Here is a 14,904-nt window from a genome sequence, read left to right on the forward strand (position 1 = left end):
TATAGGGGGGGGTTGTGGCAAGCAGACAGGTGGGGCACTCGATAGTAATCATTAGTGTGATTGATGAGGGCGTTGTTCAGGGTGGGCTTGGCCTTGGACTCACTCGGGTTGTGAGTGCGTTGAATAGCTAGCGCAGGTTCTGAAGTGCTTTCAAAGACTGTCCGGATCGCCAAAAAACATCTGAATCCGCGACCGCAACCAGCGCTCCCCGGGATCGTTATCCTGCGAGCCGCGCCAGGCCATGTGCAGTTCGAAGGTCTGCACCTCCAGCGGCGGGTCTTCGGCGCGCAGGCCGCCGGCGGCGGTCAGCACTTCGGCGGTGTAGTCGGGCACGGTGGCGATGATGTCGGTGCCGGTCAGCAGGCTGCCCAGGCCGTTGAATTGCGGTACGGCAAGGACCACGTGGCGCTTGCGCCCGACCTTTTCCAAGGTTTCGTCCATGAACCCGCCGAGGTCGCCGGCAAACGACACCAGGGCGTGGGGGCGGGCGCAGAAGTCGTCGAGGCTGAGGCTGCCGGGCATGCTGTCGGCGCGCAGCACCTTGGGCTTGCTGCGCCGCAGCACTTTGCGCTTGGCGTTGGCCGGCAGGTCGTTGGTCCAGCTCACGCCGACCGAGATTTCTCCCGAGGCCAGTAGCGCCGGCATCAGCAGGTAGTTGACCCGGCGCACCACCAGGACGATGCCCGGGGCTTCGGCGCGAACGCGCTTGAGCAGTTGCGGCAGCAGGGCAAATTCGGCGTCGTCCGACAGGCCGATGCGAAACACCGCGGTGCTGGTCGCCGGGTCAAAATCCGCTGCGCGGCTGACCGCGGTGGAGATCGAGTCCAGCGCCGGCGACAGCAGGGCGAAGATCTCCACCGCCCGCGCCGAAGGCTCCATGCTGCGCCCGGTGCGCACGAACAACGGGTCGTCGAACAGGTTGCGCAGACGTGACAGGGCGGCGCTGATGGCCGGCTGGCCGAGGAAGAGTTTTTCCGCCGCGCGGGTCACGCTACGCTCGTGCATCAGGGTCTCGAAGACGATCAGCAGGTTCAGGTCGACGCGGCGCAAGTCGTTACGGTTCATCGGCTCGGCTTCACAAGGCGGATGGGGCAGGGGTGAATCTTACGGGTAAAGGCTGCTACCCTGCACCGCATAATTTGATGGACGCTGCATTACCATCAATCAATGACAAGCATGTTGACTATTAATGGCCACTGATGGTCTAACCGTCAAAGCCCGGATAGAGTTCAGGGCATTAGAGGTTCAATTGGCGAGGTTTGCGATGTCCCGCATGATCCGTTTCCACAAGTTCGGCCCGGCCGAGGTGCTCAAGATCGAAGAGCAGGCCCCGGCGCAACCGGCGGCTGGCGAGGTGCAGATTCGCGTTGAAGCGATCGGCATCAGTTGGTACGACGTGCTCTGGCGGCAGAACCTGGCACCGTCCCAGGCACGCCTGCCTGCCGGTATCGGACACGAGATGGCGGGTGTGGTTACGGCCGTGGGCGAAGGTGTCGATGACCTGGCCGCTGGCGACAAGGTTGCCAGCTTTCCGGCCAGCAGCGCCAACGAGCACCCGGTGTACGGCGAAATCATCGTCATGCCGCGCAACGCCCTGACCCGTTACCCCGAGATTCTCTCGCCGGTCGAGGCCAGCGTGCACTACACGCCGCTGCTGATCGCCTACTTTGCCTTCGTCGACCTGGCGCGGGCCAAGGCCGGGCAAACCGCACTGATCACCGACGCCAGCCACTGCGCCGGCCCTGCTTTCGTGCAACTGGGTAAAGCCCTGGGCCTTAAGGTGTTTGCTGCGACCAAAGAGGCTGATCAACGCGATTACCTGATCAAGCTCGGTGCCGACAAGGTGATTGTCACCGAAGAGCAGGACCTGCTCATGCAGATCAACAAGTACACCGACAACCGCGGTGTCGACATGGTCCTGGACGGCCTTGGCGGCCCGCAGATGGCCCTGCTCGGCGATGCCCTGGCGCCGCGCGGCAGCCTGGTGCTGTATGGCCTGCAAGGCGGCAACCAGACGCCGTTCCCGGCCTGTGCGGCGTTTCAGAAGAACATCCAGTTCTTTGTCCATTGCATCGGCAACTTCACCGGCAAGCCGGAGCTGGGCATCAGCCAGGACCAGGTGGCGCTGCAGCGCGCCCTGCGCGATATCAACCAGTTCACCGCCGACAAGCTGCTGACGCCGCTGATCATCAAGACCTACCCGTTCGAGAAGGTGGTCGAGGCGCACCGCTACATGGACGAATGCCCCTGCGGCGGCCGTCTGGTGCTGGACTTGTCGCAAGCGGAGTAAAACCTGCGCGCTACCTGGCCTGTACAAGCCCGAGCATTGACTCGGGCTTTTTTGTGGGTATTTCCCAGGCCTGTTTAGGATATTTCCGGGGTAACTTTGCCCGCTGCTGCTTGTCTGCGTGGGCTATGTTTGTGCAATAGGAAAAAGAACTCTCGGTCTGTCTGATTGTCGTCATTGTCGATGATGAATCTGAATGGTTTTTTTACCTTGATCTGTATCTTTTATTCGCGGGGCAACGCCCGATAATAGTTCTTCAATAGTCGTCTCACGGAGCGAGGCATGATGGGTCGTAAGCCAGGGGTTAAAGGCGCTGTACTGCCAGGCTGGGGGAGGGAAGAACGATGATGAGCAAGAGCTTCTGAATTTATTTTCCGTAGGAAGTTGTAGGAAGTTTCTGAGGATAAGTTTATTTGTCCTTCTTTGCTGATTGAAAGTTCTTCGATGGAATCTATTTCTTTCAGGTGGCCGTTTATTGAGATCGGGTAGGCGTTATGAGCAGCATTCACGACCAAGCCATGCAGTATATCTACCAGCAAGTACTGGCGCGCTTGCTGGAACACTTGTCCCAGGCCCAGCGGGCCTCTTTGCAGTTATTGATTCAACGCTTGATTGTCGCGGCGGGCGGCGCCGAGCGGATCGAAGGTTTCCGCTTGATGTTCGCCCATGATGGCAGCCAGAACGCCAGCTATGCCCTGGCCTGCCTGCGCGCGGCGCAACTGAGCATTGCCGCACGCTCATCGGGCACCTTCGAGCTGCGTATCGCCGTGGTGCGTCAGGCGGGCATGAGCGCTACGGCCTTGAGCAACATCGAACAGGGGTTCTCGGCGCTGTTTCTGCACGACGATCCGCGGGTCGAGCTGCTGATGCTCGACGACCGGCAACTGCTGCCGTTTGACAGTCGTCACGGTATTTCCCGCAGCCAGCAGCTGGCCGAGCGTCACGAGTTGCTGCTGTTCGGGCACTTGCTTGCCGGCGGGCCACGGGCGGGGTTTGGCAGCCATGGCTCGCTGCGCCTTGCCGAACTGTGCCGCCAGGCCCTTGGCTGGCGCGGCGGCGTCGATGCGATCATCACCGCCCAGCCTCTGCCCGAGCGCAGGCGGCTGCTGGCGTGGAGCCGCCGGGCGCTGCGCGAAGAAGACCTGCTGTGTATCCGGCCCATTCACAGTTGTGCCGCGTCGCTGTGCGAAGGCATGAGCGAGTTGCGCCAGCGCTATCTGGAGCAGCTCTATGGCCAGACCCGGCCCATGTCGGCAGGGCCCAGCGGCGACTACTGCGCACCGGCGATGCGCTTCATCATCATCGATGACCTGGTGCATGACCCCGATTTGCCCCATGACGAGCGCCTCAACCGCTTTCTGGGCTGCCGCTTTGACGAGCAGTACTTTGCCTGCGCGCAAGCCGGTACCGCCAACCCGCTGTTGCTGGCACACCTGAGCGGGCTGCACGGGCAGTTCATCGAAGACAGCGACTACCGCGAAGGCGTCGATGCCTACCTGCGCCAGGCGCGCCAGCGGATGCAGCGCAAGGGCCTGCCGCGGGCATTGCAGACCCGCCTGCTGGGCCGCTGGCAGCACGCCGAACAGTTGCAGCAACGCCGTAGCCAGGCCAGCGACTTCGCCTTGCAGGCCTATGGCCTGAGTGAAGCGCAGCTGGTCTGCCAGCTGTTTGCACCGTTTGTTTCCCGTGGCCTGCGCCTGGAGGTGTTTTTGCGCCGCTGTCACCCCGGCATGCTGGTGGCCTTGCCTTACCTGCACAAGGCCTTGCAGCAACTGCCGGCGCCGGAGCCGGTGGTGCAGTGGATGGTCGATATCAGCGGCCTGGAACTGCCGCTTTTGCAGATGCTCTATCAGCGCGACCCAGAAAGCTGGGCCCGGCCGCGCTCGTTGCTGGCGCGTATCCAGGGCCGTGGCGCCGACCTGCGCCACTTGCGGGTGCAGCCGCCGTCGTGGGCCTGGCTCAAGGCAGAGCAGCCAGGCAGGCACTGATGAAAGCACCGCAGAGTAGCGAATTCGCCTACCGGATGGTGTATCGCTACCTGGTTGAGTTGATCGGCCAGATGGCGCCGGGCAGCTACAGCAGGATGCCGTCGCTGCGCGACCTGGCCCAGCGCCTTAATGTGTCGATTTCAACGGTCCAGTACGCCTATTAGATGCTTGAGCACGAAGGGCGGGTGCAGCCGGTGCCCAAGTCGGGCTACTACGCCAGGGTGCCGGCTCTGGAGCGCGCACCGCCCAGCGCCGGCGATCTGCTGCAGGATTTGCAACAACACGCCAACTCCTCGCGCATGCTGGTGCTCAGCGGTGGCCAGGGCCAGGCGTTGCAGTCACTGGAGGCAACCTTGCTGGGCATCGAACGCCAGCTGCTGCGCCAGTACCCACGCCTGGGCAGCGCACCTCAGCCCTGCGGCGAACTGGAACTGCGCACCGCCCTGGCGGCCCGCTATACCCGTTCGGCGCAGCAGTATTGGAGCGCCGAGGATGTGTACCTGGCGCTGGACCTGCGCTCGTTGCTGGAAACCACCCTGGCGGCCCTGGAACTGCACAACAGTGCCGTGGTGGTGACCACGCCCTGTTCCTGGCGCTTGCTGCGGGTGTTTCAGGCAGCACGCATTCGGGTGATCGAGCTGCCGTTGCAGGCGGACGGCGGCCTTGATCTCGAACGTTTTGCCCGGTTGTTGCGCGAGGAGCCAGTGCGCCTGGCGATGCTGGCCTCGCGCCTGAGCCTGCCCCATGGCAGTGTCATGCCCGAAGACAAGCGCCGGGCAGTGGCGCGGCTGCTGGATCAGCACGGTGTGTGGCTGCTGGAAAACGACCTGGATGGCGAACTGTGCGCAGGGGCCGGCCCTGAGGGGTGTTTGCGCGATCTGATCGATCCGCAGCGCCTGCTGGTGTTCTCGTCACTGGAGCACAGCGTCGGCGCCGAGGCGCCATACGCCTACCTGCTGTCGCGCCAGTGGCACGGGCCCTTGCACCGCCAGTTCCTGTTGCGCGGCTTTCGCCTGCCGCCGTTGCGCCAGCAAGCGGTGGCCAGGCTGTTCAGCAAGGGCCGCGTTGATGTGCACCTGGAGCAGTTGCGCGCACGCCTGCACGAACGCCGGGGCCTCCTGTACCGGCAGATGCAGTTGTACCTGGGCGCGCAACTGGAGTTCCAGATGCCCGCCGGTGGCGCCTGCATCTGGGCCAGGGTATGCGCCCCGGTCGAGACCCGGCCCTTGTTCCATCGCCTGTTGCAGCAAGGCCTGGTGATCGCCCCGGGTGAGCTGTTCAGCCTGCAGGGCGACTTTCGCCAGCACCTGCGCCTGGGCTGGCCGGCGGGGCCGCAGGGTGACTTGCAGTATGGTTTGAGTGTGCTCAGTGATGAGCTGCGGCGGGCCCTGCAGGTCTGCTGATTCTGACGCACTGAGGGGTGCGTTGGTCGCCCGCAGGTTGCAAGCGGGTGGTGTCTGTATGTATAACCAGTACTCCAGCCGCCAGCCCGTACCGCGCCGTGATCGCCCATTCCGTCGACGACCCGTTCTATTACCTGCACAACTTCCAGCAAGTGCTCGACTGGATCGAGCTGCGCTATGCCGACCTGCTCGACGACCAGGAGCAAGCCTTCATCAGCCAGTTTCGCCAGCAGCCGCAGGCAGCCCGGGCCTTGCTGGTGCGCATGGTAATGCGCAAGGGCCTGCTGTTTCGTCCAAGCAAGCTCGAGTACGCCGAAATCGGCTCGACCCAGGCCGCCCTGGCGCCATTGCTGGATCTGGGCTGGGTGGTCGACAACAGCCCGCTGAGCCTTGAGCAACTGTTCCACCTGCTGCGCAAGGACGAACTGGCCAGCGGTTTTGCCGACCGTCTCGCACGGCCAAGGGCGGCCAAGGGCGATCTGCTGTCTCAATTGCAGGTGCTCGAGCTGCAACCGCGGCCGCTGCAGCAATGGCTGCCGGGTTTTGCCGAACCAATCATCGAACTGCGCCTGCAGGCCCTGTGCGACCGCCTGCGCCTGCTGTTTTTTGGCAACCTCTATCAGGACTGGTCGGAGTTCGTGCTGGCCGACCTTGGCCTGTTGCGCTACGAGCAGGTGGCGTTCAGCGATGACTCGCGGGCCTTGCGCCAACGCAGCGACATCGATGTGGCGCTGGCCTTGCACCAGTGCGCCGAGCTGCTGGAGCGGGGCGTGGCGCTTGAGCAGGTGGTCGGGCACATCGAGGGCCTGGACAGCGACAACCCCTGGCTGCTGCGCCGTCGCTCGCGTTTGCTGTATCAGCTCGGCCAGCACAGCGAGCGTCTTGGCGACTGGCCGCTGGCCCTGCGCATCTACCCGCGCAGCCAGCATCCGCAGGCGCGCATCCGCCATGTGCGGGTGCTGGAGCGTAGCGAGCAGTGGTCGCAAGCCTTCGAGATGGCCTCACAGATTGCCCGGCAACCGGCCAACAGCCTTGAAATACAGGCCCTGGCGCGGATGCTGCCGCGTTTGCAGCGCAAATTGGGCGGGCCGCCGCAGCCGCGGCGGGCCAAGCCCCAGGTCAACCTGGTCGAGCTGCAGTTGCCGGCCGAGCTGGCGACCCTGGGCGTGGAGCAGGCCGTGCAGCTGCACCTGGGGCAGGGCGGCGGCCAGGTGCACTACGTCGAGAACAGCCTGTTCAACAGCCTGTTCGGTTTGTTGTGCTGGGAGGCGATCTTCGCGCCGTTGCCGGGGGCGTTTTTTCACCCGTTCCAGAGCGCCCCGCAGGACCTGCATGACGCCGAGTTTCATGGCCGGCGTAGCGAGCTGTTCGCCCGCTGCCTGGGGCAACTGGACGATGGCAGCTACCGGCAGACCATCCGCCGTCATTTCGTCAACAAACAAGGGCTGCAATCGCCTTTTGTCTATTGGCAGGCGCTCAGTGAAGAACTGCTTGAGCAAGCCCTGGCCTGCCTGCCCCCGGCGCACCTGAAAAGTTGTTTCGAGCGCCTGCTCGAAGACATCCAGGCCAACCGCTCGGGCATGCCTGATCTGATCCAGTTCTGGCCCGAGCAGCAGCGTTACCACATGATCGAGGTCAAGGGCCCCGGTGATCGCCTGCAGGACAGCCAGCTACGCTGGATCGAGTTTTGCGCCGGGCACGGCTTGCCGGTGGAAGTCTGCCACGTGCAATGGGCGCCATGAGCTACAGCGTTGCGGTACGAGCGCTGTGCGAGTTTACGGCCAAGGTCGGCGACCTCGACCTGCGCTTCACCCCGTCGCCCACGGCCCAGGAGGGCATCAGCGGCCACCGGCGGGTGGTGGCCGGGCGCGGCGAGGGCTACGAGGCCGAGGTCAGTCTCGAAGGCCAGTATGCAGCCTTGCAGGTGCGCGGCCGCGCCGACGGCTACGACCCGCGGCTCAACCGACTCGAAGAAATCAAGACCTACCGCGGCGACCTGGCGTGCCAGCCCGACAACCACCGCCAGCTGCACTGGGCTCAGGCCCGGGTCTATGGCTGGTTGTTGTGCCAGCAGCGCCAGTTGCCGGCATTGCGCCTGGCGCTGGTGTACCTGAATGTCGACAACGATGAACAGACCCTGGTCGAAGAGCAGCGCAGTGCCCAGGAGCTTGAGCAGTTCTTCAACGCCCAGTGCGCGGTCTTCCTGCACTGGGCCGAGCAGCAGCTGCAGCGCCAGGTCTTGCGTAATCAGGGCTTGCAGGCCCTGGCATTCCCCCATGGGCAGTTTCGCCATGGCCAGCGCGAACTGGCCGAAACCGTGTACAAGGCGGTCAGTACCGGCCGCTGCCTGATGGCCCAGGCCACCACCGGCATCGGCAAGACCTTGGGCACCTTGTTTCCGCTGCTCAAGGCCATGGTCCCGCAGCAACTGGACAAAATCCTGTTCCTCAGCGCCAAGACCCCCGGCCGTGCCCTGGGGCTTGAGGCATTGCGCCAGGTGATGGCCAGCGGCACCCAGCCGGCGCTGCGCAGCCTGGAACTGGTGGCCCGCGACAAGTCCTGCGAGTACCCCGGCACGGCTTGCCATGGCGACGCCTGCCCGCTGGCCAAGGGTTTCTACGACCGCCTGCCTGCAGCGCGCCAGGCCGCCCAGGCGGTGGCGGTACTGGACAAGGCGGCCCTGCGCGAAGTGGCCCTGGCTCATCAGGTCTGCCCCTATTACCTGGGTCAGGAGATGGCCCGCTGGGTCGATGTGCTGGTGGCCGACTACAACTATTACTTTGACCAGAGCGCCTTGCTGTTTGGCCTGGCCCAGGTCAACCAATGGCGCCTGGCGCTGCTGGTTGACGAGGCGCATAACCTGGTCGAACGAGCCCGGCAGATGTACAGCGCCAGCCTCGACCAGGGCCAGTTGCTGGCCCTGCGCAAGCTTAAACCTGCGGGGCTGGGCAGCGCCCTGGACCGCCTCAATCGCCAGTGGAATGCCTTGCACAAGGAGCTGCTGGCGCCTTACCGGGTGGTCGACGGCCTGCCCGAAGCCTTGCTCAAGGCCCTGCAGCAGTGCGTCGGGCTGATCCAGGAGCAACTCAACCAGTCGCCGACCGGCATCGACCCTGCGGTGTTGCAGTTCTTCTTTCAGGCGCTGCAGTTCACCCGTGTCAGTGAACTGTTCGACGAACACTTCCTGTTTGATATCAGCAAGCGTGCGGGCCCGGGCAAGCGCGCCTTGTCGACCTTGTGCCTGCGCAATGTGGTGCCGGCGGCGCTGATCGGCCCGCGACTGGCGGCAGCGCGTAGTGCCACGCTGTTTTCCGCGACCTTGAGCCCGCGCCATTACTACGCCGACCTGCTCGGCATGCCGGCCGATTGTGCCTGGATCGAGGTCGCCTCGCCCTTTGCCGCCGAGCAATTGCAGGTGCAAGTGATCAGCAGCGTTTCGACCCGTTACCAGCACCGTGAGGCGTCCCTGGCGCCGATCGTCGAGCTGATCGCCGAGCAGTATGCCCAGGCGCCGGGCAACTACCTGGCGTTCTTCAGCAGTTTCGAGTACCTGCAGCAGGTCTCGAGCCTTTTGGCGGCGCGCTATCCGGCCATCGGCCAATGGAGCCAGGCGCCGGGCATGGATGAGCAGCAGCGCCAGGGCTTTCTCGAGCGTTTTATTCCCGGGGGCCAGGGCGTCGGTTTTGCCGTGCTCGGCGGGGCCTTTGCCGAAGGCGTCGACCTGCCAGGTACGCGTTTGATCGGCGCCTTTGTCGCCACCCTCGGGCTGCCCCAGGTCAACCCGGTCAATGAACAGATCAGGCAGCGCATGGCCCGGCTGTTCAGCGCAGGCTTCGATTACACCTACCTGTATCCCGGAGTGCAGAAGGTCATTCAGGCAGCAGGCCGGGTGATCCGCGGCACTGACGACCGTGGCACGCTGTTGCTGATCGATGACCGCTTCGCCGAAGCCCGGGTACAGCGCATGTTTCCGGCCTGGTGGGCGCCGCAGCAGAAATAATCGCCGGCGTGGGGATAGTCACGGTCGCTTGCTGGTCAAAGTGCCAGTAAACTGCGTCTTTTTATCACCCCGAACATCCTTTCTTGAGGTTTTGCATGAAGCTCAGTCCTTTGGCGGGCAAACCGGCCCCGGCCTCCGTGCTGGTGGATATCCCGCAACTGTTGACCGCCTACTACACCGGCCAGCCCGATGCCAGCATCGCTACCCAGCGCGTGGCCTTCGGCACTTCCGGGCACCGTGGCAGCTCCCTGGACCTGAGCTTCAACGAAAACCACGTGCTGGCCATCAGTCAGGCCATTTGCCTGTACCGCCAGGCCAAGGGCATCGACGGCCCGCTGTTTGTCGGCGCCGACACCCACGCGCTGTCGACCCCCGCAGCGGCCAGCGCGTTGCAGGTGCTGGCGGCCAACGGCGTCGAGGTGATGTTGTCCAAGGACGACGAATACACCCCGACCCCGGCGGTGTCCCACGCCATCATCTGCTACAACCGCGGGCGCAGCAGCGGCCTTGCCGACGGCATTGTCATCACCCCGTCGCACAACCCGCCGCAAAGCGGTGGCTTCAAGTACAACCCGCCCAATGGCGGCCCGGCCGACAGCGATGTCACCAAGTGGATCGAGGCCAAGGCCAACGACCTGCTGGCCGCAGGCCTCGACGGCGTCAAGCGCATGGCCCACGAGCAGGCGCTGGCAGCCAGCACCACCCATCGTCATGACTACATCGCCAGCTATGTCGCCGATCTGGAAAACGTCATCGACTTCGACGTGATCCGCAGCGCCAACCTGCGCCTGGGCGTCGACCCGCTGGGCGGGGCAGGGGTGCGCTACTGGTCGGCGATTGCCGAGCACTACAAGCTGAACCTGGAAGTGGTCAACACCGAGGTCGACCCGACTTTCCGCTTCATGTCGGTCGACTGGGACGGACAGATCCGCATGGACCCGTCCTCGCCGTACGCCATGCAGGGCCTGATCGGCCTGCGCGAGCGCTTCGACGTGGCCTTTGCCTGCGACCCGGACCACGACCGCCATGGCATCGTCACCAAAAATGGCCTGCTGGCGCCGAACAACTACCTGGCAGTGGCTATCGACTACCTGTTCCAGCACCGTCCGCAATGGCGCAGCGACGCCGCCGTGGGCAAGACTGTGGTCAGCAGCGGCCTGATTGACCGTGTCACTGCGCGCCTGGGCCGTCGCCTGTTCGAGGTGCCGGTCGGCTTCAAGTTCTTCGCTGACGGCCTGTTCGATGGCTCCCTGGGCTTTGGTGGCGAGGAGAGCGCTGGCGCCTCGTTCCTGCGCAAGGACGGCAGCGTCTGGACCACCGACAAGGATGGTCTGATCCCGGCATTGCTGGCGGCAGAAATCACCGCGCGCACCGGCCGCGACCCGAGCCAGGCCTATGCCGAGCTCACCGCAGCGCTGGGCGAGCCGTTCGCCACCCGCGTCGAGGCCAAGGCCAACCCGCAGCAGAAGGCCCTGCTAAGCAAGCTGGCGCCTGAGCAGGTCAAGTCGACCATGCTCGCTGGCGAGCCGATCGAGCAGATCCTCAGCCATGCGCCGGGCAACAACCAGGCCATTGGCGGCCTCAAGGTAATGACCGCCAATGGCTGGTTCGCCGCGCGGCCGTCGGGTACCGAGGACATCTACAAGATCTACGCCGAAAGCTTCATCGATCAAGCGCACCTGCAGCGCCTGGTGGCCGAAGCCCAGGAACTGGTGGATGCGGCGATTGCCTGACCGCTGACATCAAGCCCGCTCCTACAGGTACAGCATGCACACCGGACCTGTGGGAGCCGGCCTTGCCGGCGATGGGCCGCATAGCGGCCCTAGGCGACATCAACCAGCACAACCTCGCTGTCCTGCACCGCCATCACCCTGAGCACCGGCTCATCCTCGATCGCCATCCCGTCACGGGCCTCGGCGCGCACGCCATTGACTTCGACCAGGCCCTTGGCCGGCACCAGGTAGCCCCGACGCCCGGCTTCGAAACGGTATTCGGCGCTTTCCCCGGCGCGCAAGGTCGCCGCAACCAGGCGTGCATCGGCACGGATCTGCAAGGCCTGCTCATCGCCTTCACGGCCGCTGGCCAGGGTCACGAAGCCTTCGCCGCGCTCGCCTTTGGGGAACGGCCGGGTGCCCCAGGACGGCGCCTGGCCGACGCGCTGCGGGATGATCCAGATCTGGAAGATGCGCGTATCGACCTTCTCCAGGTTGTACTCGCTGTGCGTGATGCCGGTGCCGGCACTCATCACCTGCACGTCACCGGCCTCGGTGCGGCCCTTGTTGCCCAGGTTGTCCTGGTGACTGATGGCGCCTTCACGCACATAGGTGATGATTTCCATGTCGCGGTGCGGGTGCGGCGGGAAGCCGCTGCCGGCGGCGATCAGGTCGTCGTTCCAGACCCGCAGGGTGCCCCAGTGCATGCGCGCCGGGTCGTGGTATTCGGCGAACGAGAAGTGATGATGGGCGTCGAGCCAACCATGGTCGGCATGGCCAAGGCTCTTGAACGGGCGCAGTTGCAGCATAATGGTTGTCCTCGAAAGTGAGTGGATGGGACAAATGATCCATCAAACAATGATCGAAAATAAGCGTAAATTTCGGCTGATAATAATCACATTAGTCGATAGATAGAGCTGCGGTAATTTGTACGTTTCATCGCCTAATTCACTGATCTGCAAGCAATCGGCTGGTGATTTTTGCCCGATGGAGCGAACATGGCCGCTGGTTTTCATTCTGTTGGAGTCGGTGTGTCTGAAGAGCGTCCCAAGCTACCCCTGGAGTTGATTGCGCCTGCGCAGTTGCCGTGGCTGCGTCGCCTCGCTGCACGCCTGCTCGGGCGCGGCCTGAGCCGCATGCAGGCGCAGCATCGTGACTCCTGGTTCCAGGGCCATGCCAATGGCCAGCGTACCGGTCACGCCGATGGCCTGCGCGAGGGTTACGAAGAAGGGCGGATCGACGGCTACGAGGCCGGGCGCCAGGTTCTGGTGATACGCGACACCCGCCCCGACGGCCATGGCGTGCCTGGGCTCGACGACGCGCTGTTCGACGACTGGCGCCTGGCGCTGACTGCCGAGCTCAAGAAGCGCTTCAAGGCCGACGTCGCCCAGCGCCTGCCGGCCCATGCCCAGCCCAGCGCAGCGCAGTGGAAGATGATCTTCAGCGACACGCCGTCCACCTGTGTGATCGCCGGTGCTGGCGCCGGCAAGTCCACTTCTCTGGTGCTGCGCATCCTGTTGCTGCGCCATTACCTGGGTTACGAGCTGGACGCCATGACCGTGGTGACCTTTACCCGCGAGTCGCGCAAGGACTTCATCAACCGCTTGCTGCAGGTGTTTGCCCTCTGGCAACTGGAGCTCAACCAGGGGCAGGCGCGCGAGCTGGTGCGCACCTTCCATTCGCGCATCCTGCCGCTGGTGCGCAGCCTGCCGGGCTTCAGCCAGGTGCGTGCGTTCGAGACCCTGGGCAGCGAAATGCCCGGCGGCAGCGAAGCCAACGCCGACAGCAACCCGTTCGACCTGCGCATCAACGATGCCCAGCGCCAGCAGCTCAACCTCTGCTACCGCGACCTGCTGGGCAGCAGCCCGCGCTTTGCCGAGTTGATCGCCGGCCTGCGCCGCGAGGCCCTGCAGCTCAAGGCGCTGGACCGCGATCACCCTGACGTGCAAAAGCGCGTAGCGGTGACCCAGCTGTCTGCCAGCCGCGACGAAGAGCTGTGCGACACCCTAGAAGACCTGTGGTTTGGCGCAGGTGCCTGGCCGATCAAGGGTATCGAACCGAGCCGCGAAACGGTCGAGATCAACGGCAGCCGTTTCCACTTCCATGGCCATATCGCTGAGCTTGACGCCTACGTGGTGCTCGGTTTCGACCCCAAGGAAAACCAGCAGTACAAGCGCCCCGGGGCCAAACTGCCGGTGTGGGCGGAATGGGTCATCAAGCGCACCCTGTTTCAAGCCTTCTGCGATAAGCCTGTAATTTGGCTGGAAAACTACGCCGCAGCCAAACGCCTGACTTCGTCCCTGGCCGGTGATGCCGTTGCCGGGCCGGGCTTTGATTACAAGGTCAAGGGCGAACTGGCCGCTGCGCCATTGCTCGATGCCTTTGTCGGCGCGGCCGGCTTTATCGAGAACCTCGGGCTTGAGGTCAACAAGGCGGTCGGCGCCATGAGCTTCCCGGCCGGTGACACCGACGCCCTGTTCTTTGAAGCCCTGGGCCTGTACTGGAAGGCCCTGGAAGCGCACCTGCTGGGCCAGTCGCCGCCGATCATGAGCTACAACCGCATGTTCGCCCTGTTTGGCGAGAACAATCCGGAAAACCTGCAGCTGTTGCCCGACCCGCTGCTGCGCCCGCTGGCGCACCTGATGATCGACGAGTTCCAGGACGTCTCGCCGCAGATCGTCTCCTGGCTGCGCGCCTGCCTGCGCGAGATTCGCCGCCGTGGCCCGGCCATGCAGGTCGGGCGGGTGGCGCAGCATTCGTCGCTCTTGTGCGTGGGCGATGACTGGCAGTCGATCTACGGCTGGCGTGGCAGTTCGCCCAAGTACTTCATGGAGTTTGCCAAGGAGTTCCCGGCGCCGAGCAGCACGCGGGTGATGCTTGCCGACAACTACCGCAGCCACCAGCACATCATCGATGCGGCCGAGCACATCGTCAAATCAGCGCCGGCCATCAGCGGCAAGAAGGCCAGGGCCTGCGGCCCGGCGGCCGAGACACCGCTGCCGGTCAAGGTGCTCGAACGCGACGAAGCGAGCCTGGCCGAGACCCTGCTGGAGCACTACCGCAACGGCGAATCGGTGATGTTGCTGTACCGCAAGAGCAGCGACAAGGCGGCGATTGCCGAGCACCTGCAGGCACTGGTCAACCATGAGGCCAGCTTGCCAGCGGCGCAACGGCGCCTGCGCCAGCTGACCTATCACAGCGCCAAGGGGCTACAGGCCGATGCGGTTTTCATGCTCGGCGATTGCCAGCACCTGACGCATTCGCCGTACAAGAACCAGGTCTATCGCCAGGCGGGCCTGGGCCGCGGCGGCGATGCCCAGGCGTTCGACAATGCGCAAAAGGATGAAGTCCTGCGCCTGGCCTACGTCGCCATTACCCGCGCGGCGAAACACTGCTACTGGTATGTCGAGAAGCCCACGGCAGAGGCGGCCAACCTGCCTCGCGCCTCCAGCCAGGTGGATGGGCGCAAGGCCTTTTTTGCCGACGAGCGCGTGCCCGGCTAGGCCCGCATCGC

General features: G+C 64.3%; 8 protein-coding genes and 1 pseudogene. 7 read left to right on the forward strand and 2 right to left on the reverse strand.

The window, feature by feature from the left end; translation table 11 throughout:
- Positions 1-150: 150 nt before the first annotated feature.
- On the reverse strand, positions 151-1,065 hold the full coding sequence (locus tag ABIE20_RS20685; protein ID WP_093382064.1) for a LysR family transcriptional regulator: 915 nt from the start codon (positions 1,063-1,065) through the stop codon (positions 151-153).
- A gap of 199 nt (positions 1,066-1,264) precedes the next feature.
- Between ABIE20_RS20685 and ABIE20_RS20690 the strand changes: the two genes are divergently transcribed.
- From ABIE20_RS20690 to pgm, 6 genes and pseudogenes are all read left to right on the forward strand, one after another.
- The gene (locus ABIE20_RS20690; RefSeq protein WP_429506986.1) at positions 1,265-2,290 is read left to right on the forward strand and encodes a zinc-dependent alcohol dehydrogenase family protein; all 1,026 of its coding nucleotides are present in this window, start codon (positions 1,265-1,267) and stop codon (positions 2,288-2,290) included.
- A 491-nt stretch (positions 2,291-2,781) separates the two neighbouring features.
- A complete protein-coding gene (locus ABIE20_RS20695) occupies positions 2,782-4,275 on the forward strand; it encodes a hypothetical protein (RefSeq protein WP_429506987.1) in 1,494 nt (497 codons plus the stop codon).
- Positions 4,275-5,678: pseudogene (locus ABIE20_RS20700) on the forward strand (PLP-dependent aminotransferase family protein). The gene ABIE20_RS20695 and the pseudogene ABIE20_RS20700 overlap by 1 nt, the downstream one beginning before the upstream one ends.
- Before the next feature lie 98 nt (positions 5,679-5,776).
- Positions 5,777-7,420 carry a VRR-NUC domain-containing protein gene (locus tag ABIE20_RS20705; RefSeq protein ID WP_429507035.1) on the forward strand — a complete coding sequence of 548 codons (1,644 nt, stop codon included), beginning with the start codon at positions 5,777-5,779 and terminating at the stop codon, positions 7,418-7,420.
- On the forward strand, positions 7,417-9,678 hold the full coding sequence (locus ABIE20_RS20710) for an ATP-dependent DNA helicase (RefSeq protein ID WP_429506988.1): 2,262 nt from the start codon (positions 7,417-7,419) through the stop codon (positions 9,676-9,678). The genes ABIE20_RS20705 and ABIE20_RS20710 overlap by 4 nt, the downstream gene beginning before the upstream one ends.
- Before the next feature lie 95 nt (positions 9,679-9,773).
- Positions 9,774-11,411, forward strand: a complete 1,638-nt coding sequence (gene pgm, locus ABIE20_RS20715; RefSeq protein ID WP_429506990.1) for a phosphoglucomutase (alpha-D-glucose-1,6-bisphosphate-dependent) — start codon at positions 9,774-9,776, stop codon at positions 11,409-11,411.
- Positions 11,412-11,500: 89 nt separating this feature from the next.
- On the opposite strand, the gene ABIE20_RS20720 is transcribed toward pgm, so the two are convergent.
- A complete protein-coding gene (locus tag ABIE20_RS20720) occupies positions 11,501-12,199 on the reverse strand; it encodes a pirin family protein (RefSeq protein ID WP_429506991.1) in 699 nt (232 codons plus the stop codon).
- 189 nt (positions 12,200-12,388) lie between these two features.
- Between ABIE20_RS20720 and ABIE20_RS20725 the strand changes: the two genes are divergently transcribed.
- Complete coding sequence (locus tag ABIE20_RS20725) at positions 12,389-14,893, forward strand: UvrD-helicase domain-containing protein (protein ID WP_429506993.1); 2,505 nt, start codon at positions 12,389-12,391, stop codon at positions 14,891-14,893.
- Positions 14,894-14,904 lie beyond the last annotated feature (11 nt).

Origin of the sequence: Pseudomonas sp. 2835 (assembly GCF_050435905.1) — a bacterium.
Lineage (GTDB): Bacteria > Pseudomonadota > Gammaproteobacteria > Pseudomonadales > Pseudomonadaceae > Aquipseudomonas.